The sequence below is a fragment of the Pirellulales bacterium genome, from assembly GCA_019636335.1.
Classification (GTDB): Bacteria; Planctomycetota; Planctomycetia; order Pirellulales; family JAEUIK01; genus JAHBXR01.
Window position 1 is genome coordinate 161,247 of record JAHBXR010000012.1, and the last position, 20,808, is coordinate 182,054.

Annotated in this window: 12 protein-coding genes; 2 read left to right on the forward strand and 10 right to left on the reverse strand. The window is 63.6% G+C overall.

The window, feature by feature from the left end; all coding sequences use genetic code 11:
• The 4 genes from KF708_13775 to KF708_13790 form a co-directional block, all read right to left on the reverse strand.
• Positions 1–1,587: a hypothetical protein gene (locus KF708_13775; GenBank protein MBX3413755.1), complete on the reverse strand. Its 1,587-nt coding sequence runs from the start codon at positions 1,585–1,587 to the stop codon at positions 1–3.
• A gap of 376 nt (positions 1,588–1,963) precedes the next feature.
• A complete protein-coding gene (locus tag KF708_13780; GenBank protein MBX3413756.1) occupies positions 1,964–2,776 on the reverse strand; it encodes a hypothetical protein in 813 nt (270 codons plus the stop codon).
• Positions 2,749–5,541, reverse strand: coding sequence for a cation-translocating P-type ATPase (locus tag KF708_13785; GenBank protein MBX3413757.1), 2,793 nt, complete (start codon positions 5,539–5,541; stop codon positions 2,749–2,751). Before KF708_13785 ends, KF708_13780 begins: the two co-directional genes overlap by 28 nt.
• A gap of 49 nt (positions 5,542–5,590) precedes the next feature.
• The gene (locus KF708_13790; protein ID MBX3413758.1) at positions 5,591–8,629 is read right to left on the reverse strand and encodes a fused MFS/spermidine synthase; all 3,039 of its coding nucleotides are present in this window, start codon (positions 8,627–8,629) and stop codon (positions 5,591–5,593) included.
• 396 nt (positions 8,630–9,025) lie between these two features.
• Here KF708_13790 and KF708_13795 point away from each other — a divergent pair, with 396 nt between their 5' ends.
• Positions 9,026–10,060, forward strand: a complete 1,035-nt coding sequence (locus KF708_13795) for a Gfo/Idh/MocA family oxidoreductase (GenBank protein ID MBX3413759.1) — start codon at positions 9,026–9,028, stop codon at positions 10,058–10,060.
• Between the two features lie 155 nt (positions 10,061–10,215).
• Complete coding sequence (locus KF708_13800; GenBank protein ID MBX3413760.1) at positions 10,216–12,651, forward strand: hypothetical protein; 2,436 nt, start codon at positions 10,216–10,218, stop codon at positions 12,649–12,651.
• Here the strand turns inward: KF708_13800 and KF708_13805 are convergent.
• The 6 genes from KF708_13805 to KF708_13830 form a co-directional block, all read right to left on the reverse strand.
• Complete coding sequence (locus KF708_13805; GenBank protein MBX3413761.1) at positions 12,576–13,712, reverse strand: DUF1080 domain-containing protein; 1,137 nt, start codon at positions 13,710–13,712, stop codon at positions 12,576–12,578. The two genes, KF708_13800 and KF708_13805, sit on opposite strands and share 76 nt — an antisense overlap.
• Positions 13,713–13,851: 139 nt before the next feature.
• On the reverse strand, positions 13,852–14,901 hold the full coding sequence (locus KF708_13810; protein MBX3413762.1) for a cytochrome c3 family protein: 1,050 nt from the start codon (positions 14,899–14,901) through the stop codon (positions 13,852–13,854).
• Positions 14,902–15,175: 274 nt separating this feature from the next.
• The gene (locus tag KF708_13815; GenBank protein ID MBX3413763.1) at positions 15,176–16,687 is read right to left on the reverse strand and encodes an amidohydrolase; all 1,512 of its coding nucleotides are present in this window, start codon (positions 16,685–16,687) and stop codon (positions 15,176–15,178) included.
• Positions 16,688–17,156: 469 nt separating this feature from the next.
• A complete protein-coding gene (locus KF708_13820) occupies positions 17,157–17,588 on the reverse strand; it encodes a hypothetical protein (GenBank protein MBX3413764.1) in 432 nt (143 codons plus the stop codon).
• A 17-nt stretch (positions 17,589–17,605) separates the two neighbouring features.
• Positions 17,606–19,168: a long-chain-fatty-acid--CoA ligase gene (locus KF708_13825; GenBank protein ID MBX3413765.1), complete on the reverse strand. Its 1,563-nt coding sequence runs from the start codon at positions 19,166–19,168 to the stop codon at positions 17,606–17,608.
• 265 nt (positions 19,169–19,433) lie between these two features.
• Positions 19,434–20,795: a 2-oxo acid dehydrogenase subunit E2 gene (locus tag KF708_13830; protein ID MBX3413766.1), complete on the reverse strand. Its 1,362-nt coding sequence runs from the start codon at positions 20,793–20,795 to the stop codon at positions 19,434–19,436.
• Between the last annotated feature and the right edge of the window lie 13 nt (positions 20,796–20,808).

Genomic DNA, 20,808 nt, shown 5'->3' on the forward strand with positions numbered 1-20,808 from the left:
TTACCAGTTCCAGTCGAATCGCATCCCGATGATGTCAGAGTCAGTCGCGCCATAGACCGTTTGTGCCGTGGTGATCGGGTGGATCCAGTCGAAGAGCATGCGCACGCGATCGCTCCAGTACCAGTTGAAGCCGACGGTGAAGTCGTTGTACTGGCCGTCGTCGAGTCCCGTGAGACTCAACAACGACCAGCGCCCCTTGACTTCCCAGGCGCCCCAACTGCACCCGCCCGGCATCCAAAAGACGTTGTTGTAGGGCACAAAGCGGCCGAACTGCGCGCCGTGCTGACCGAACCGTTCGAAGTTGCGGTTTTCGCCCGTCAGGCAGTAGGTCGCGTAGGCATAAGCACCGTAGACGTGCGCCGAGCCCGCATCGTTGCGGTCGACATTGCACAGAAACATCTCGCTCTGCACGCAGAAGGGCCCCCATACGGTCGCGAACTCCACGTTGCCGGTCGTGTAATACTGGCCGTCGAAGACGCCGCTGTCGATCAGGAAGGGGCCTTCGTGAATCTGCGGTCGAGCGCGAAAGCGAATCCGATCGTCGTGGTCGTCGGTGTACAGGATGCCCGCCCCCGTGAAGAACATATACCGCCCCTTCGAGGGCTCGTCGTAATAAGGGAGCCAGGTGACGCGCCCCGAGAGGCGAAATCCCATGTTATTGTCGATGCGTTCCTGCACGGCGTCGCTGATGTTGTCGATAAAGATGCCCGAGCACCAGGTGATATTCTGGTCGGCGGTGCAATCGTACATGGCGATCCCTGGCTCGCGATCGGCCGCAAAGACGCCCTGCGTGGGGATCGACCGTTCCAGAAACACGGTGTTCGTGTCGTTCGTCACCTGCTCGAGGCTGAAGGGGACGAAGAAGTTGCCGATGCGGAAGCGCCCCAGCGGAGTTTCGTTGATGGTGAAGTAGGCGTCCTTCACCGCGGGATAGGTCACGCCCGTCACATCGTTGACGGTTTCTGGTTCCAGAGTCAGTTGCAGGCGAAAATCGTAGACGCCGTAGCCGGTGCCTTCGGCTACCAATCGCAGGCGGCGAAACTCGAAATAGTTCTTGGCCAGGGGACTCGTGATATCGGGATCTTTGTAAGGCCAACTGATCAAGTCGGTCTGCACGTGGCCGCCAAGCTTGACGTTCCACTTGTCGTTCGACATGTCGAGCCACCCCCCCGACTTCAAGTCGCCGTCGGGCAGATCCTGCTCCGCGGGGGAGGGGTTCGCAATCGCCGATGGGGGCAAATGCCCCGTCCAGCCCCCCGAGTTCAAATCGCCGTCGGGCAGATCGGCTTGGGGAGAGCCGGGCTCGGGAGGCCCTGGCTGTTGTCTCACCGCGGGCTGCGCAGGTAAGACGATCGGCGTCGTGGCCGAGGCCGGAAGAACGGCAGGGCCTTGCGTCGGCGGTAGTCGCCTCAGACCATCTTCGTGCGCCGCCACTTTTTCGCGCAAACGGCGCAATTCAGCCTCTTGCTCGTCGAGTCGGCGCAGAATCGCCTGCAACTCGCTCGGCGGGGGTGCTTGGGCGAACGCCACCGTCGCGGTGGCTAGCAAGTAGAAGAGGATCAACCCGGCGCGACGCGGCGCAAGCATGGATGTGGGCCAGCAATGTCACGGAGCTCCTCCCGCCGAGAGCGGGTCGGAACTCAACGAGGAACAATACGGCCTCCCGTTCGTCGGGTTGGCGCGGAGCCATACCGTGGCTCCTTAATGGCCTATCGGTTTTGACGGTTTTGCGGCTTGAGCCATGCCTGATGATAATTCTGGTCGATCTGCCTGCCCAAGCCAGGCGGTTTGGGTAGAGACTGTAGCTCGGCATCTTGGCAGATCCCTGCGGCGACGATCCCGAGGGTGCCGAGATGCTCGCCTTGCCTATCGCCCCTTGGCGCTGGGCCAATACGGGCAGTCTGAGAGGCTTCTGCGGCGAGGGAACGCCGTAGGATGAAAGAGGAGCTAGCAAGGCCGCACGCTAGCTGGACCGCGCCAGCCGCTGCCGAATATCGCCATAGAGCTGGTCTGCAAAGCTGGCGACGTAGCCCCAGTCGGTGCCGCATTGCACCCATTGCACGCCGAGACGCTGAGCGGCAACGGCCTGTTCGACGTCGGGGAACATGCCCAGGCCAACGTAGCGTCCCGCCCGGCGGCTCCGCTCGACGATGGAATGGATGGCGCCGGCCACCTGGGGGTGTTCGATCTCGCCCGGCACGCCAAACGAGGAGGAGAGGTCGTACGGTCCAACAACGATCGAGTCGATTCCTTCAACCTGAAGGATCGCGTCGAGATCGTCGTACGCCGCCACGTGCTCGATCTGCACCGCGACGAACAGATGCTGGTTCGAGGCCGCCAGGAAGTCGGCAACGGATTGCCGGCCGTAGCCGATCGAGCGTCTCGGTCCGAAGCCGCGCTGGCCGAGCGGGGCATAGCGGCAGTGGTCGGCGATCGCCTGCACCTCGGCGGCCGAGCGCACTTGCGGCACGATGATTCCCTCGGCCCCCGTGTCGAGGACGCGCTTGATCAGGCCGACGTCGCTCGTCGGCACGCGCACCAACCCCGGCACGCCGCTCCCGCGGGTGGCAAGGATATGGGCCTGCAGTGATTCGAGCGAGAGGGGAGTGTGCTCGAGATCGAGCCAGAGGAAATCGGCCATGCCGACGAGTGCCTCGCTCGCCGCGGGGTCGCTGAACGAAATCCCCGGCCCGATGCAGAACTGCCCCGCGTCCAGCTTGCGGCGAAACTGCGCGATATTGTCCCACATCATGGTTGCCACTTCCGGGAGATCCATTTGGCGATCTCGACGAGCACGAACACCGCCGAGCTGACGACGCCGCAAAAGATAAACTCCGGCAGACCGAGCGCCGTGGTCTTGAAGATCTGCTGGAACCACGGCACGTAGACGATCATCGTGTGCAACAGGATGGTGCAAGCGACGGCCGCCAGCAAGGGACGGTTCGAAAAGGGGCCGATCCGCCAGATCGAATCGTGCGCCGAGCGCAGCGCCAGGACGTTCCCCATCTGGGAAAACGTCAGCACGGTGAAGGCGATCGTCTGCCAGCGATGGTCCTCTGGATGGGCGGGATCCCAGTAGTAGTATGCTGCCGCCAGCGTAATGATGCCCAGCACCACCCCGATCCAGAGAATGTCGCGCCCCAGGCCGCGGGCAAAGAAACTCTCCGTCGGCGAGTGGGGCGGACGGCGCATCGTATCGCTCTCGGCCTTTTCCACCGCCAACGCCAGACCGGGCAGGCCATCGGTCACCAGGTTGACCCACAAGATTTGCAGCGGCAGCAGTGGCAGTGGCATTCCCACTACCGGGGCGGCCGCCATGACCACGATCTCCCCCACGTTGCTCGCCAGCAGGTACTTGATGAACTTGCGGATGTTGTCGTAGATGATCCGGCCTTGCTCGACCGCCCGCACGATCGAGGCAAAGTTGTCGTCCAGCAGTACCATGTCGGCCGCTTCTTTCGACACGTCGGTGCCGGTGATGCCCATCGCCACCCCGATATTGGCGCGCTTCAAGGCGGGCGCATCGTTCACGCCATCGCCGGTCATGGCCACGATGTGACCCTGACGCTGCAACGACTCGACGATCCGCAGCTTGTGCTCCGGTGACACGCGGGCAAAGACCGAGGTCGTGGCCACGATCTTATCGAGTTCTTCGGGGGTCGCCCGCGCCAGCGTTTCGCCCGTGGCCACCCGATCGTCGACCGAGATGCCGAGTTGGCGGGCGATCTCGAGCGCCGTGAGCCGGTGGTCCCCCGTGATCATCATGGGACGAATGCCCGCCTCGCGGCAGCGCGTGACCGCCGTGGCGGCCTCGGCACGAGGCGGGTCGATGATGGCGACGAGCCCCAGCAGCGTGAGATCGCGTTCCAGATTCTCTTCATGATCGTCCGGCTCTTCGATGCTCGTGCGGCAGGCGATGGCCAGCACGCGCATGCCCCGCGCGGCCAGTTCGTCGTGCGATTTGCCCAGCACGTTGCGTGCCCGTTCGTCGAACGGCGCGATTCCCGATTCGAGTACAATCCGCGACGAGACTTTCGACAGGCTATCGATGGCCCCTTTGGCGCAAATCAGGAATTGGGCGTCTCCGTTCGTCCCCAGTTGCACGATCGCATCTGCCAGCGCCGCCACGGCCAGATCTTGCGAGGCGCCGTCTGTCTGCTCGAGACGGTGCGCCGTCGACATGCGTTTGCGCGTCGAATCGAAAGGAGCTTCGGCCACGCGTGGCATTTGTCGTTCGAGGCGGGGTTTGGGGAGTCCGGCCTTTGCCGCGGCTACCACGAGCGCCGTTTCGGTCGGCTCACCCACAACGCGCGGACCCGCTTTCGTAGCGTTGCCCGTCTGTTTTCCCTGGTCCTCGGATTCGATTTCGAGCTCCGCGTCGTTGCACAAGGCCCCCGCGGCCAACAGCAAGGCGGCGAGCGGCCGCCTGGCGATTTCCTCCGCGATGGACGCGGACGCCGTCACCTCGTTGCCCGTGGAATTCGGCGTCAGGCTGAATGGTTGCCCGGCCACTTCGATCGCCGTGACCGTCATGCGGTTTTCCGTGAGCGTGCCGGTCTTGTCCGAGCAGATGACGGTGACCGAACCGAGCGTCTCGACGGCAGGCAGCTTGCGAATCAGTGCCTTGCGCCGCAGCATGCGCCGCGCGCCAATGGCCAGCGTCACGGTCGCGACGGCGGGCAGGCCCTCGGGGACGGCCGCCACCGCCAGGCTCATTGCCGTGAGGAACATCACCTTCCATTCCTCGCCGCGCAGCAACCCCAACACGAAGAACGCCACAACGATGCCGATTGCCGCCACCGCCAGGCCGCGCCCCAATTGGGCGAGATGACGCTCGAGGGGCGTCGACTCTTGTTCGACCGATTGCAGCATCCGGGCGATGTGTCCCAGTTCGGTCCGCATGCCCGTCTCGGTGACGACCGCGCGCCCGTGGCCGTACGTGATCGCCGTGCCCATGTAGACCATGTTCACGCGGTCGCCCAGAGAAAGATCATCTCGGTCGATCGCCTCGACTTCCTTCTCGACCGGTTCCGATTCACCGGTCAGGGCGGCCTCTTGTGCCCGCACGCTCGCCGAGTGGATCAGGCGCGCGTCGGCCGACACGATGTTCCCTGCTTCGAGCAGGATCAGATCGCCGGGCACGATCTCACGCGACGAGACTTCGCGCGTCGAGCCATCGCGGCGCACTTTAACCGTGGGAACCGCCATTTGCTTGAGGGCGGCCATGGCCTGCTCGGCGCGATAATCCTGGAAGAAGCCCAGGGCCGCGTTGAGCAGGATGATCGTCAGTATGGCGACCGAGTCGATCCACTCGCCAAGCACCAGCGAGACGATGGCCGCGGCCACCAACAACAGAATCATCGGACCACGAAACTGTTCGAGCAGAATTCGCCAGGGGCCCCGCCCCCCCGACTCGACCAGTTCATTGGGACCCGTTTCGGCCAGACGTCGCGCCGCTTCGTCGGACGTGAGCCCTCGCTCCGGGTCGGTGCGCAGATCTCGGATCACCTGCGCGGTATCAGCACGGTACCACTCGGCCACGGCGGGTCTCCTACTGCCGTCCGCGGCCACGACTGCGGCGGGTCAGCCCTTAACCCTCGTGGTAAGGCTGGCCCGCTTCGTACAGCCGCAAACGCGAACCGATTTGCTCGGCCATCTGCGCGTTGTTCGCTTCGACCGCGGATTCTTGGGCATCCTCTGCCAGGCGGACCGCTTCGGCAAAATTGCCCGCTTCGGCACAGGCCGCTGCTAGTGTATCGACGAACTCGAACTTCTTGTACCCGTCGCGCTCGCAAATCGGCTGCGCCACGCGAACCGCTTCTTCGCCGTCGCGGACACTTTCGTCGCCACACGTGGCCAGCAGCCACGCGAGATTGTTGCCGATGGCATCCGATTCCGGGACGATCTCGAGTGCCCGCCGATAAAGCTTTACGGCATCAGAGTATTTGCGTTGCCGCTCGAAGATCTGACCGAGCAAGTACAACGCATCGGTGTTCGCCGGATGCTGTCGCAGCAGATCGGCGAGGATCCGCGCGGCCTTCTCCGGTTCGTTACGCTTAAAGGCGGCGGCGGCCAACTGCAGACGGGGCGTCTCGGCCGACGGATCCCGACGTAGGGCCAATTCATAGAATTTCATCGCTTGATCGGTCTGATTCATCGATTCTATGTACTTGCCCGTGTCCACCAGAAAAGTGGTTTCCTTCGGATCGCGTCCCAGCTCGCGCGAGAGCCGATCGAGCCAGCCCGGGCTCATGGCCCGGGCAATCTGCGGCTGAGCCATGTCGTCTTGCGACTGCGCCGGGCTGAATAGCCGGAGAGGCGCGTCGAATTCGAGCCGCAGATTCAAATCCGTGTTCAGGGCGTCGCTCCCCGATTGTTTCGTCAGCAGGTTCAGCTCGACGGTGCTCAGCCGGTAGGTGGAAAGCAGGATCTCGCTCAGGTTCGTCGTGTGAAAATACTTTTTCAGGTCGTTCTTGATCGCCGGGATCTCTTCGACCTGCGCTTGCACGATCCCGACTTCCTCGGCCGTGGGAATCAGCGGCCGATCCGAGGCGAGCAGCACCGTGTCGGCCCCCCCCGACAATGTGACGACCCCCACGTGTGGAAATACGCTACGCAACGTTCGCACCACAAGGGCGTATTCCTCGATCGTGAAGTGATACGTTTGCATCCACTGCGCGAGTACCCCACCTTTGTTGAGACGTTCGCGAGCAGCGCGGAAATACTCCGAGGTAAATAAGGCCGAGACCCCCGCCATCCAGGGATTCGAAGGTTCGGAGATGATCAAATCGAACTTCTTGTCGGTCCCCTGCACGTAGGTGCGCCCGTCCCCAATGACCATTTCAAAGCGGTCCGATTCGTGCGGGCGATGATTCACATCGCCGAAGAATTCCGAGGCCTCGTAGACCGCAGGCTCGATCTCGACGCACGTGACCCGCGTCTCGGGAAAGAGCAGGCTCGCGCCGGGCGTGGTTCCGCTGCCGAAGCCGATTACCAGCACCTCCTTGGCGTGCGGCTGAAAGATGCGCGGAACGTAGGCCGATCCGGCCTGGGTCTGCATGTCGAGCGAGTTGCTCGCGTCGACTTTGCCGTTGACGCGCAGCGTGCGGTGTTCTCCCTGGCCAAGCACCAGCACGTTGGCCGCCGGGCCTTCGCGATAAAGCAAAATGTCAGAGTTGTCCATCGCCTTGCCGGCTTCCGGACCGTACAAAAACATGCCCAGATTCGTCGACCGCGGATCGGGTTCGAGGCTCGCGATGCCGAGCGATAGAGCTGCCGCGACCGCACCGCCGAGCCACGCCATGGCCGTCTTCTTGCTGGGGGCCGGCACGACCACCACCAGCGCCAGAAAGTACATCGCCACGGCCAAGGTCGCTGTTCCATAGGAACCCAGCCAGGGCACGAGCACCGCACTGGTGAGCGTGGCGCCGAGGATCGACCCCACCGTGTTCCAAAAGTAAACATTGCCCACCGTTTTGCCCGCCTCGTTCGCGCTGCGGTGGGTCAATTGGACGAGCAGGGGAAACAAAATGCCCATGCCGAGCGCCGGCAGAAACTCCACCAACGCGCTCGTACCAGCGCAGAACAGCGCGTTCGACAATTGATTGTCGCGCCAGCCGCGCATGTCGCCCGCCAGGCTGCACAGCGGCGGGATATTTTGCATGCCGATCGCGGTCGAGATGGCGATCAGCAGGATGACCCATGTGTAGGCCCGCAGGGTGTGTTGCTCGCGCGTGCGCAGGTAGACGTGATAGATCAGGCTGCCGCAGGCGATGCCGAGCAACACGACGAACACGGTGGCCGAGAACGCATAGGTCGAGCCACCCACGACCAGCGAGAGTTGTCGCGACCAGGCCATTTGCAGGATCAAGGCCGAGGCGCCCGTGAGCAGTGCCGCCAGGTATACGCCACGCGTCCGCCAAGGAACGGCCGCTGGCGCGCCAGCCGCCGCTACTTCCGGACTCTGTTCCACGGGCGCTTCGCCTTGGACGGCGGCCACCGTCGACTTGGCGGCCATCACGGCCACGACGCCAATGGCCAGGTTCAAAATCGCCGCCGCGTTGTTCGTCCAGTAAAGGCCCAGCGTGGGCAGCAGGTGGAACCCAGTAACGTAGCAGCCGGTTGCTGCGCCAAACGTATTGATCGCATATAGCCAGCCGGTCGCTTCGGTGAGGCTACCATCGCGCGCGGTGAATTCGCGCACCAGCAGCGGCAAGGTTCCCCCCATCAGCACGCAAACGGGGCCGATGGTCAGAAAAGTCAGGCCAAACTGCACCAGGAAATGGACGACCGGCTGACCGTTCAGCGATGGATACAGCGAGGCCGACAGATCGGACAGCCAGGGCATGACGAAGGGGATGGCCCCCGCCAGCACGCCGATGGCGAGCTCGCAGATGCCGTACCAACGCAGCGGAGCATTCAGTCGATCCGCGCGACGCCCCCACAGATAGGCCCCCAGGCCCAGTCCCAGCAGGAAGGAAGCCACGACCGAGGCCATGGCCAGCGTCGAGCTGCCCCACACGTGCGAGAAGCGGCGGAACCAGATCACCTCGTACGCCAGACCCGTGCTGCCCGATAGAAAAAACAGCACCGACGCGGTCGAGAAAAGCTGCTGACGACTCGTCGACATAAGTTGCTCGCTCCAGATCGCCCTGGCAGTCTCGCTGCCGTTCGAGGGCGCTGCGTTCCCGGCTATGGATGCTTCAGGCGGGTAGATCGCGCAGAAAACGCGACAGGTATTTTGGCTACCGAGCCCTTCAAGAGGTGTCCGACGTTCGAGATTGGCTGTCGCGGACGAGACCCGTCCGGGCTGGTTCCCTTGGGTGGCCACGGCCGCGTCGCTGCCGCCGCACGAAGCCCCGGGTTCCCCCGGCCAGGGCCTGCGAAGTCTTCAGTTTAGTTGACCTGCGCGGCGCTGTCGACGCGCCGTAAAGGAATCGTGGACCGGGCTTTCCCACCACGGTATCGTTGGCGATGGCCCGACGTCTGAAACGCACGATTCGCCCCCCGAAGAGGGATGCTTGCGATGGACATTCGATTCGGTTTGATCGGATATGGCGGTTGGGGGAGCCACCATGCTTCCGCCATCGCCTCGACGCGCGGGGCAAAGCTGCAGGCCATCGCCGCCCGATCGGCCGAGTCGGTCGAGCAGGCCCGGGCCAACTATCCCGACGTCGACGTCCACGACGATCTGCTCGAGCTCGTCGGACGCGACGATCTCGAGGTCGTCGACATCGTCGTGCCCAACGCCCTGCATTATCCCGCGGCGCAACTGGTACTCGAGTCGGACAAGCACGTGCTGGTCGAAAAGCCGCTGGCGATCACGGTCGAGCAATGCCTGGAGCTACAGCAATTGGCGACTCGCCGGGGGCGTTTAATCGCCGTGGCCCACACGATGCGGCTTTCGCCGTTGTGGGGGCGCATCAAGTTGCTCATCGAAAACGGCGGGATCGGCGAGCCCCGCGCCGCGTGGCTCGAACTGTGGAGAATGCCCTATCGCGAGGGAGTCGACTCCTGGCGATATGACCCCACATGGGTAGGAAACTGGCTGCTCGAAGGGCCGATCCATCTCTTCGATCTGGTCCGCTGGTACTTCTCGCCCGTGGGAGAACCCGAGGCGATCTTTGCCCGTTCCAACTCGCGCGAACCGGAGCAGGCTGGGCTGGAATACAATTTCACGGCCCAGCTCGATTTTCCGCGCGGGGCGCAGGCCGTCATTTCGCACACGACGAGCGGCTTCGAGCATCAGCAATCGGTGCGGATCACCGGCACGCGCGGCGCCCTCGTGGCCACCTGGAGCGGCGCGATCGACCGTACGCGTTCGCCCAAGGAATCGCTCCGGCTCTACGATGGCGCGAAGATCGAGGAGATCCCGCTCGATCGTCCCAGCGGCGAGATGCTCGAGCTGCGCGAGATGATCTTTGCCGTGGCGGGCGCCGTGCGCGACGGCTATGGCCTGCCTGTTTCGGCCAGCGACGCAACCTGGGCCGTGGCGATGTGCGAGGCGGCCAGGCGATCGATTACGACGGGCGTGCCGGTTGTGCTCACTCCGCCGGACTAAGCTGCCGGCGTTGCCTGCTCGCGGTGCCTGGCGTAGCGGCTCCGACGTTGGATCGAGAGGCCGTCCAGCATATGCTGGCGGTTTGGACGTCATGCGGCGGCGGAGACGGTCGATCTTCGTTCGCCTCGAGCCCGTTTCACCAGCGAACCTTGCTTATGCAGCCCTCTCGGCGAGTCGCACGCGCGATCGGCGTGTTGGGTGGGATCATGGCGATCCAGTTCCTGCTCTATGGTTCGTCCCTGCTGGGACGCACGATCTTTCTGCCGCTCGACCTCCTGCCGACTTATTTGCCCGGCATTTCGGCTGATGTCGACCTGAATTCGGTCGATCCGTCGTACGCGGATCTCGTATTGGTGGACGAGGTGTTCCGCGTGCGCGCGGCGCGCGAGGTGCGCGCCGGAAGGCTGCCATTGTGGGACCCCGACAACTTTGCCGGCGCGCCGTTCATCGCCAATAACATCTCGGCCGTCTTTTCACCGTATCGGTTACTGGACTACCTCTTTCCCAGTCCCGTCACCGTGGCCTGGACCCACTTCGCTCGCGCGCTGGTTGCTGGCTGTGGTGCGTACCTGTTCTTTCGACAGTCGCTGCGCGTGCGCTTCTGGCCGGCGGCGATCGGCGCGTGGTGCTTCCCGCTGACGGGCTATCTGGTGCAATGGGCCGTGTTCGGCAGCAGTTGCGTCGTGACGTGGTTGCCTTGGATGCTGCTCGCCGTGCAGTGGACCGTGCGCCGGCCAAGTGATGTCGGGGGGCTCGCGCTGGCAGTTTTTACGGCATTCGTGCTCCTCTCGGGGCATCTGGCCGACGGTGCGCTCGTGCTGTTGGCAAGCGGCCTCTTCGCCGTCTGGCGTTTGGCGGCGATCTTCGTCCGACAGCACGCCTGGCAAGCCGTCGCGGGCAGGGGGGCCGCGCTTGCCGCGGGCTGGTTGCTCGGCATACTGCTCGCCGCGCCGCAGATTCTACCCACCCTCGAATACATCGATCATAGCTATCGCATGGCTCAGCGCGAGGCCAAACGCGATGAGCGTCCCGCGCTGGGAATCGTCTCGTTGCCCCAGATGGTGATTCCTTACTTTTACGGCACCGGTCGGCAGAACGAAGTCTACCTGCTGCCCGGCTTTCTTCAGGAGAGTGCCGCGGCCGGTTACGCGGGCATGACGGTCGCCTTTTTTCTTGCTCCCTTGGCTGCCGCTGGTCGGCGTCGCGGCGAGGCAGCTTTCTGGTTCATCGTGGCTCTCGTTGGCGCCGCCTGGACATTGGGAATCCCAGGCTTCGCGCTGCTCGCGCACTTGCCGCTATTGCGATTGCTCACCTTCAACCGATTCATGTTCGTGACCGCGTTCGCCCTGCTCGCGCTGGGGGTAATGGGGATCGATACGCTCGCGCGCCGCCGATTCGCGTGGCGGAGATGGATGATCGTTCCTCCCATCGCCTCGCTGGCGTTGACGGGCTGGTGCCTGGCGCGTGCGATCTGGCCCCCGGAGGCCGTGTTCGTCCAATCGGGAGCGGTCGTCCTCGGTTTGTTTCCTGCGCCTGCCTGGTTCGTGCAAACGCACCTGGTGGCGGCGACGCTCGGCCTATTGTTGGCCGGTGCGTGGTTCTTGCTGCGAGTACGTCCGCAAACGCGCGCCGCCTTGATCTATGTGCTGCCGATGCTGCTTGTGGGCGAGATGGCATGGAATGCGCACGGCCTCAATGCGCAGTGCGATCCGAAGCTCTACTACCCCGAGGTTCCCTTTCTTGCCGACCTGGCACAACGGCCGCCAGGACGAATCTGCGGTCAGGACTGTCTGCCGCCTATGTTAAATCAGATGTACGGCCTGCGGCAGATTCGCGGCTACGATGGGGTGGACCCACGCTCCCTCGTGGAGTTGGTTTTGTCCGACGAATTCGAGTTGCCCTGGCGGAAGAAGCTCGAGTTTCCCCCGGCGAGCACGCTGCATCACATGGCGCCGCTCGAATCGCCGATTCACGACTTGCTCGGCGTGCGCTACCTCGTGTTTCGCAGTCAGACGTATCGGGGTCCGGCGACCGTTCGCGGACAGAACCCCGAGGACTTCACGCTGGTCGAGATGCCCAACGCCTTGCCACGCGCCTTCGTGCCCCGGCGCGTCGCCAGCATCGCGGATCAGAACGAGACGCTGACGCTCATGCGGCGTGTCGATTTCAAACCTCGCGACATCGCTTTTGTCCGCGAAAAAACCCATCTCGCGGCAACCGACGCCCGGGGCGAAGCGCACCTCGTACGCGAGCAATCGGACGAGATCGAATTGTCGCTCGACATGCAAACGCCGGGACTGGTCGTGCTGGCCGACTGGTGGTACCCCGGCTGGCGCGCGTACCTTGATGGCGATGAACGACCGATTCTCTTGGCCGATTATGCACTCCGCGGCGTCGAAGTGAGCGCCGGACAGCACCAACTGATCTTCCGCTACGAGCCCAACAGCTTTGCTCGGGGAGTACAACTGGCCGCCCTGTCGGGCACCCTGCTCATGCTCGGGAGCCTGTTGCTCCTCTATCGGCAACGCAGCGGTGGGCAGAGGAATTCCTGCGAAACTCCCGCACCCGAAGAGGCGCCTGGCGCAAAGTAGATCTCCTCCGGGGGCGTCATGCGCGTCGAGACCGCGGTCGCCGGCACGCCCCTCCGCGACGCGCTCCGATCGACGATCCAGACGTTGCGGAAACGAACCGGATTGCTGTGATCCTGAAACTTGATGGGACGCGGCTCTGGACCCTCGGGTCGGCCGGCGCCCGTCTTGTTCGGGATCTCGACGTTGTTTTGCACCGGCACGCCGTTATGGACGACCGTGATCCGCGCGTTCTCGGTCTTCTTGCCCTCGTCGTCGAACCGCGCAGCGCGGAAGCTGATCTCGTACGTCTGCCAGGTTAGCGGAGGCAGGCACATGTTCAGATCGGGCTCGCGCGTCTTGTACAAGCCGCCACACTCGTTCGCCAGACCTTCCAGCCCGAACGAATCGAGGATCTGCACCTCGTAACGCTCCTGAATGTAGATGCCGCTGTTGGCGCGCCCCTGCCCGCGCGCCTCGGGCATGTAAGGCAAGCGGAACTCGACGTGCAGGAAGAAGTCCTGATAGGGCAACTCGGTAATGGCCCCCTCCATCAACAGTCCGTCGGGCGTGATACGCTCGTTCTTGAGGTAAGGGCTCGGCGCGCCGTTGAAGAGCATCGTGGCTCCTGGGGGCGGGGCGAGACCCAGCGTGGGGCTCGAACGCACGGACTTCTTCAACAGCCCGCGCAAGATTCCGTCGCCGTCCCGCAGCCACAACTCCCCGTTGACCAGCGCCACCTTGCGCCGGTCCCCCGCGAGAATGGCCGACGAGGTGCCGCCCTTGCCTTGTGCCGAGAGCCGCTCTTGTCCGTCCCAGCCGGCGCCGGGAAGACCGCCGGGGTATTCGACCGCGGCGAATTCTCCACCGCCGAGCGACATCACCTGCAGCCCGACCGGTTCGCGCCGCCAGCCCCCCGAGATCAGCCCCGTATATTCACCTTGCAGGTCGAAATCCTTCCCCGTCTCGGCGGGGGATTGCGCCACCTTGGGAGATTCAGACGGCCGCGCCCCCCAGGCGGGCAGGGCACCGCACGCCCCGATACACCAGGTGGCGGCCAACAAGAAGCGGAGATTCAAACGCATACCTCGACCTTCAAACGCTTCGAACAACGGAACTCGATCGGCACGCCGCCGCACACGAATCACACGGCTCGCTCGGTCGCACCCTAATCGAGTTGCAGTCTGATTCGAGCCGAGACGCGAGTCAAGAAAACCGGCCCATTCAATACTCGCAACGCTCGCTGTGAACTTCGTACTGCTTGTGCCTGGTCAGGGGCTCGGCCGGGTCGTGGCAGACCGCGCAAGACTCCTGTCGGGGCAGCTCGCGGTGCCGCTTCGACGAGCCCGTGTGAACGTCGTGGCACGACAGGCAGGTCATGTCCTCGCGGCCGTAGAGTGCCACGTCGCGCACATTCGCCAGCACGTGGCGGTCCGACGGATTGATCTGCTCGTCGTCGGCCAGGCGCCAGTCGAACTCGAAGTCGCGGAAGAGATTGTCGCCCGCGACGAAGTTCGTGGGGAAAGGAAGGCCGCTCGCCCGCGACTTGCCGAAACGAATGTGACAACTGCCGCAGAGTGAGGTCACCACCTGCGGTGAATCCTTACGCTTCTTCGCCAGGGGCATCAACGTCGCGTCGTTGGCGTGCTCGACCGGGGCATCGCCGTGGCAGGCGAAACAATCGAGCGACACCGTGGCAAACGATTGATCCGCGGGATCGACGGCCGTCGTATGACAGCCGGCGCAGCGCACGTTGAACTGCTCGCTATCCCAGTGCGGATTTTCACCGTGCGCGAGACGAAAACGTCCCCCCGCGCGCCCGGCATGCGCCCCCACGCTGAGCAGGTCGGCGTGACCATAGGCCTCGCCCGGCTTGAGATAGCGCGCCGCGCGGCGATCTCCCATCACGAGCTTCACCTCCTCGGCCAGCGCGCGCGTGGCTTCGTTGGCCACGAGGGGGGCCATCTCCGGGCTGCCAGGCTCGGCATCGCGGATCGTGCGGTTGTGCGCGTTCTTGGCCCAGCTATGTCCGACGTCGTCGCGGTGGCAGAACAGGCACTCCCCCCCTTCGATGTACTCGGGCAGCTCCTGGCCGACGTGGTCGCTCCCCCAGGCGGCCGGATCGAGCTCCTTCGAGGGAGACGCCGCCTCGTTCGCCGGCGGATCGGCGTGGGCCAGCTTCACGCTCGAGCGCGTGCAGAACACCACGACGGTCGCCACGAGGAGCGCAAGCTGGCAGGCAAAGACGAAGCGCCGCAGCCAGGTCGCCGGCATCGTGGAAGGCCTTTAGGGGCAGTTAGCTTGGTCGAGGGGATAGCACCGACGATTCTGCGGAGTGGTCGTCCTCGAACCTGCTCGCGTAAAGTCGCAGAATCGTCGGTGTTGCGCGGCAACCAGAAGTCTGCTTCGCGATCGCCCAAATGGGGACGCACAACAGTCCTCTTGTCGCTGCGCGACACGGATGATTTTCCGGCTAGTGTCCGCACCCAGCAGGGCGTCGACGGCGGAAAATCATCCGTGCCACCCGAGGTTAAAACCGAGCGTGCGGCTACGCCGTGACGTCGTCGCGAACCCAGCCGTAGGCGGCATTGTCGCGCTGGCAGCCGGCGTCGTGGTAGGCGATCTTCAGCTTCGACAGTTCGTCCTTCGGAATCACGTTGCGCTTGGCCTCGACATCCACGCCATAGATCTTCGCCGCATTAAGGCCGAAGATCTTCGCCTTGTCTTCCTTCGTGACCTTGGCGTAGCCGAACTTCTCGCACAATTCGTCGGTGATCTGGAACCGCTTGAACGAGTCGATGACCCACTGCGGCGAGCCCCACCACAGGCAGTCGGTCCCCCAGATCACGTGATCCGCGCCGTAGTTCTTGATGTTCTTGCCGATCAGGTGCTGGCACATCACCGGGTTGTAGATGGCCAACGTGCCGTAGGAAGAGCCGATTTCCGGATAGACGTTGTCCATCTGGGGATTGCGCTCCTTGATCTTCATCAGCACGTCGTGCCAGGCGAAATCGCCGGTCTCGAGATTCAGGCTGGTGCCGAAGTCGGGCTCGTTCGGCACGTGCTGCATCGCCGAGTGGTAGACGATGAACTTGAAGTCGGGGTTGTCGAGCGCCGCTTTCTCCACGTCCTTCGGATTAGCCAAGTGGCCCAGCGTCTTCGACTGATAGGAGAAGCCCTTGTGGACGCTGAAGAGCTTCATGCCCAGCTCGCGCGACTTCTCGTAGAAGGGATAGGCGATCTTTTCGTCGTCCATCTGGAAGCCGTTGCCCGAGTTGCCCGGGTCGGTGTGGCAGTACCACTTCCAGCTATCGATGCCGTATTCCTTGACTTCGCGCTCCATCTGCTCGAAGAGCGCCTGCTTGTCTTGCGAGTTGGTGGCCTTGTCCCAGTAGTGGTTCGGCGCGCAGTTGCCCTGGCACAGGGCACGCTGCGAACCGGCCATCTCGTTGATGTCTTTCTTGCGCCGCGACATGAGCCAACTCGGCAGCACGCCGCCGCCACGCTTGGTCACCTCGGTGATGGGATTCCCCTTGCGATCGACCGAGCGCTCGCGACCCGGCACGCCCGAGATGACAAGCATGGCCGTTTCGCTGTCGAAGTACATCTCTTTGACGAAGTTCGGAAAGGCATAGGCCGCCGGGCTCTCGTCGAGCTTGAAGCCCATGTTCCGGACGAACTCGTGGTTGCGGAACCCGATGGCGAGACCATTCGTGAAGTGCGCCTGCACGTCGATGACGAAGTATTCGCTTTTGGGGAACTTGTCTTCGTAGGCGCCGGGCTCCAGGGTCTCTTCTTCGGTCACGTTCCAGTTGTTGCCGAAGACCATGTTGCTGGCGAGGAAGCAGGTGGCCATGCCCATGCCGCTGGCCATGAAGTCGCGGCGCTCCATGCCGAGCCGCTTCGCCTTTTCGGCCCCCAGGGTGTTGATCAGGTACTCGACCTGCTTCTGCTGCTTCGTTTGCGGACGAGGGATGAATTCCTCGTTCGAGACGACCTGCGTGGGGACGGGGGAATCGACCCCCTTCTTGCGGTCACGGACCCATTTGGGAATCCACATCGAGCGACACTCCTTGAGTAGAACGGGGCAGCGGGTCTGGCGGTTGCCGCCGCACGAGTGTACGGCGGCAAGGGGCGATCCACGGCGCGGCAAACGCTGCCGGCGCGCGAATCACCTGCGGCTTGGTTTCCCCACGCGAAATCTCCGTCCCCCACGACCTGACTAATCCCGATTATAGGCGGCCGAAAATCCCCCTGCAAAGCGAGAAACGAGGGGCCAAGTGGTTCGTGGCCGGTAGGCAGAATACGGCTGCTCCCCAACCGGGCAAACGCCGGGCATGGAGAACACTTTCTTCTGTTCACCAAGTACCTCGCCCGACGGCGGCTCTTCTTCAAGAAAAGTCCCCCCAGAGCGAAATAGGGGGCGACCCACTCCTGGCTGGTTTTGAGGGGCATTTTCAGACGAGCAAACGAAAGCCCCACAGGGGCGAGACAACATAGCCCGGGGCAACACCCCGGGGGGGCTCGCATTATTTCATCGACAAGATGCGTCGCACTTCGGCCACCCAAACCTCACCGATCCACTCCAGGTCGCCGTAGGGTGTTACCTGTGAGGTTTGCCAGCCGGATTCCTGCAACACGCGAAGCATGCCCGGAGCGGCGATGTGGTTCGTCGTGTGGATTAGCACGGGACAGGTTGGCGTTTGTCTTGCCAAAAAGTCGGCCACATCGCGGCCAATTCCAGGATCGAAAAGGAGCTCACCCCTTCTTCGGTTTGGACCAAGGTCGTGATCGAGGCAAATCAACGTCACCGTTTCCAAGCCATCGTGCAGCCAGTCAACCATCTCTGGCGCGTTGTCAAAAACGATCGGCGAAAGCTTGGGAAATACGCCCCGGAGCGCATCCAACATCGCCTCGATTCGATCCGGTTCGTCGTCGAGAATGACCATGCTGTGGCGCAAGGTTCACCAAACTCCTTTTAATGAATCATCCGCTCCTGCCCTTCCCAATACGGTTGGCGGAGATCGCGCTTCAGGATCTTGCCGGCGCCGCTCTTCGGTAGCTCCTGGTCGACGACGGCCACGCTCTTCGGGCATTTGTAGTTGGCGATCAGCCCGTGGCAATGGTGGACGAGCTCTTCCTCGCTGGCGTGCTTGCCCGGCTTGAGAAAGATGATCGCGTGGACCGCTTCGCCCCACTGTTCATCCGGAATGCCGATCACGGCCGCTTCGAGCACCGCCGGATGCTCGTACAGCGCCGCCTCGACCTCGACCGAATAGACATTCTCGCCACCGGTCACGATCATGTCCTTCGTGCGATCGACGAGGAAGATATAACCGTCTTCGTCCATATAGCCGGCGTCCCCCGTGTGCATCCAGCCGTTGCGCAGCGCCTTGGCCGTTTCCTCCGGTTGCTTCCAGTAGCCCTTCATCACCATCGGACCACGGGCACAGATCTCTCCCACCGTGCCGCGCGGTACCTCCTGATCGTTCTCGTCCATGATCGCCACTTCGGCCGTGAAGATGGGGATGCCCGCCGCGCGGAGACGCTTTTCCATCTCGGGCGAACCGTCGAGCCGGTGCGCCTCGGGGGGCAACATGGCGCAAAGCGGCGATAGTTCCGTCATGCCGTAGCCCTGAATAAAGTCGCACGGCAGTTCCTTGAGCGCCTTCTGCAGCAGTGCCAGCGGGATCGGCGCGGCGCCATACGAGATCGCACGGATGCTCGTCAGGTCGAACTCATGGAACCGCGGGTGATTCAGCACCATATTGAGCATCGTGGGAATCATCAACACGAGCGACGCGCGGAAACGCTCGATGGCCTGCAGTACGGCCAGCGGCTCGAAGAAGGGAATAAAAGCGTGCGTCGCGCCCACGAGCGTGACGGCAAACGTGCCCGAGAGATCGGCCAGGTGGAACATCGGCGCCGAGTGCAGGTAGACGTCGTGATGGCGAGACGAGTTCACCATCAGCGTGTTCTCGGCGTTGGCCATGATGTTGTCGTGCGAGAGCATCACCCCCTTGGCACGCCCCGTCGTGCCGCCGGTGTAGAAGATGCCGGCGACCTGGTCTCCTCCGCGGCGCGCGTCCTCGATCGGCTGCGACCTGGCGACCAGTTGCTCGAAGTCGAGCAGGCCATCGGGGGGAGGCGTCTCGCCCGAGAAGATGATCTGCCGCACGGTATGCAGCTTGCCTTCGAAGGCGGGCAGCATCATCGAGAACGTCTGGTCGACGATGAGCACGCGAACCTCGGCCTCGTTGATCTGGTGGATCAGCTCCGGAGGGGCAAGACGAATATTGAGGGGTACGATGATCCCATCGGCCCACATCGTGGCGAAGATCGCCTCCAGATAGCGATGGCTGTTGAGCGAGAGGATCGCCACCTTGTCGTCGTGTCCAACGCCCAGGCTGCGCAGCGCCCCGGCAAACCGCTGAATGCGCTCGCCGAACTGACGGTAGTCGAGCGTCAGATCGCCGTTGCGCACGGCGGTTTCCTTGCCGAAGAGCAACATGGCGCGTTTCAGAGTCTGCGTGACGTACATGCGGTGCTCCCTCGCGTAGTCGATGTGGCTGCCAACGTGGCGTAACAGGCGGATTGAATACCCGCCCAGAGACGCCGAATTCCCCCGTCAGCGCGGCAGCGACGAAATGCGAACCAGGCCTGACCGGAGAATGCCACGAACGGGCCAACAAACCGGCGCAGGCAAGCCACTGCAGCGCGGCAAGATTTTCGCAGACCGGTGGCGCAGGTCAAGCAAATTCGCGCGCGAACGATCAATCTGCCGTGGACAACTTGCCGCGCGCGTGTCAGACGGCAAAGAGCAGACGCCCCGGATTCTCGAGCAGCGCAATGACGTCGTTCAGGAAGCGAGCCGCCGCGGCGCCATCGACCAGGCGATGATCGTACGACAGGCTCAGCGGCATGATCAGTCGCACTTCCAGATCGCCGTCGATCACGACCGGCATCTGCTTCGAACGTCCGACCAGCAGCACGGCCACTTCGGGGTGATTGATGATCGGCGTCGAGTACATGCCCCCCACCGCCCCCAAATTGCTGATCGTGAACGTGCCGCCGCGCAGATCGTCAATCGTGAAGGTCGTGGTGCGAGCCTTTTCGGCGACGATGCCCAGTTCTTCGGCCAGTTCAGGAATCGAGAGTTTGTCCGCCCCGCGAATCACCGGTACGACCAGCCCTCGTTCGGTGTCGACGGCGATGCCCAGGTTCACGTATTCCTTGAATGTGAGCTGCTCGGCCTCCATGTCGATCGAGGCATTGATCACCGGGTGCGATCGCAGGGCCAGCGCCACCGCCCGGGCGACGAAGGCCAGCGGCGTGAGCTTGATATTCACCTCGGCCAACGAGTCCTTGCTCCCCTGGCGGATACGCTCGAGCTCCGTCACGTCCGCCTGGTCGAAGTTCGTGACGTGCGGGATCGTGCTGGCCGATTTGGCCATGTTCGCCGCGATGGTGCGACGGATCTTGGTCATCGGCTCGCGCCGCACGGGTCCGTACGAGTCCCGTTCACCTTCGGGTTCGGCCCCTTCTGAAGAAGCGCCCGCGCTGGCCGACGCAGGGGCAGCGCCGTGCGAGCGAACGGCCGCCATCACATCGTCACGCGTGATCCGGCCGCCGGGACCAGTGCCCGGAACGCCCGTCAGGTCGACCCCCAACTCGCGTGCCAGTCGCCGCGTGGAGGGGGCCGCCGGAGCGGCGCCACCACCGTTGCTAGGAGCGAGTGTTGCCGCAGCCGCTGCGCGAGCCGACGCTGCGGGCGCGCGTGCCGGTTTGGCCGTCGTGGGGGGGGGAGACGCCTGCTTCGCAGCGGGCGCCGGTGCGGGCTCGGCCGGGGCTGGCGCCGCTTTCGCAGGGGCTGGCTTGGCGGCCGGTTCGGGCGCCTTTGCCGCCGCGGCCCCACCACTACCATCACCCCCGCCACCGTCGAGCGTGATGATCTTGCCGCCGATCGGAATCGTGTCTCCCTTCTTCACATGGATCGCCGTCACGCGACCGCTGTGCGGGCAGGGGACCTCGACCACCGCCTTGTCGGTTTCGATCTCGAGGACCGGTTGATCGCTTTGGATCTCGTCTCCTACGGAGACCAAGACGCTCACCACATCGCCAGAGTGGATGTTCTCGCCAAGTTCGGGCAGCTTGAAGTCGATCGCCATGCGGAAAAAACCT

What these genes read in the sequence shown, in the direction of transcription:
- KF708_13775 (MBX3413755.1), bottom strand. Translation starts at nt 1,587, where the DNA reads ATGCTTGCGCCGCGTCGCGCCGGGTTGATCCTCTTCTACTTGCTAGCC.
- KF708_13780 (MBX3413756.1), bottom strand. Translation starts at nt 2,776, where the DNA reads ATGGATCTCCCGGAAGTGGCAACCATGATGTGGGACAATATCGCGCAG.
- KF708_13790 (MBX3413758.1), bottom strand. Translation starts at nt 8,629, where the DNA reads ATGTCGACGAGTCGTCAGCAGCTTTTCTCGACCGCGTCGGTGCTGTTT.
- KF708_13795 (MBX3413759.1), top strand. Translation starts at nt 9,026, where the DNA reads ATGGACATTCGATTCGGTTTGATCGGATATGGCGGTTGGGGGAGCCAC.
- KF708_13800 (MBX3413760.1), top strand. Translation starts at nt 10,216, where the DNA reads ATGCAGCCCTCTCGGCGAGTCGCACGCGCGATCGGCGTGTTGGGTGGG.
- KF708_13805 (MBX3413761.1), bottom strand. Translation starts at nt 13,712, where the DNA reads ATGCGTTTGAATCTCCGCTTCTTGTTGGCCGCCACCTGGTGTATCGGG.
- KF708_13810 (MBX3413762.1), bottom strand. Translation starts at nt 14,901, where the DNA reads ATGCCGGCGACCTGGCTGCGGCGCTTCGTCTTTGCCTGCCAGCTTGCG.
- KF708_13815 (MBX3413763.1), bottom strand. Translation starts at nt 16,687, where the DNA reads ATGTGGATTCCCAAATGGGTCCGTGACCGCAAGAAGGGGGTCGATTCC.
- KF708_13825 (MBX3413765.1), bottom strand. Translation starts at nt 19,168, where the DNA reads ATGTACGTCACGCAGACTCTGAAACGCGCCATGTTGCTCTTCGGCAAG.
- KF708_13830 (MBX3413766.1), bottom strand. Translation starts at nt 20,795, where the DNA reads ATGGCGATCGACTTCAAGCTGCCCGAACTTGGCGAGAACATCCACTCT.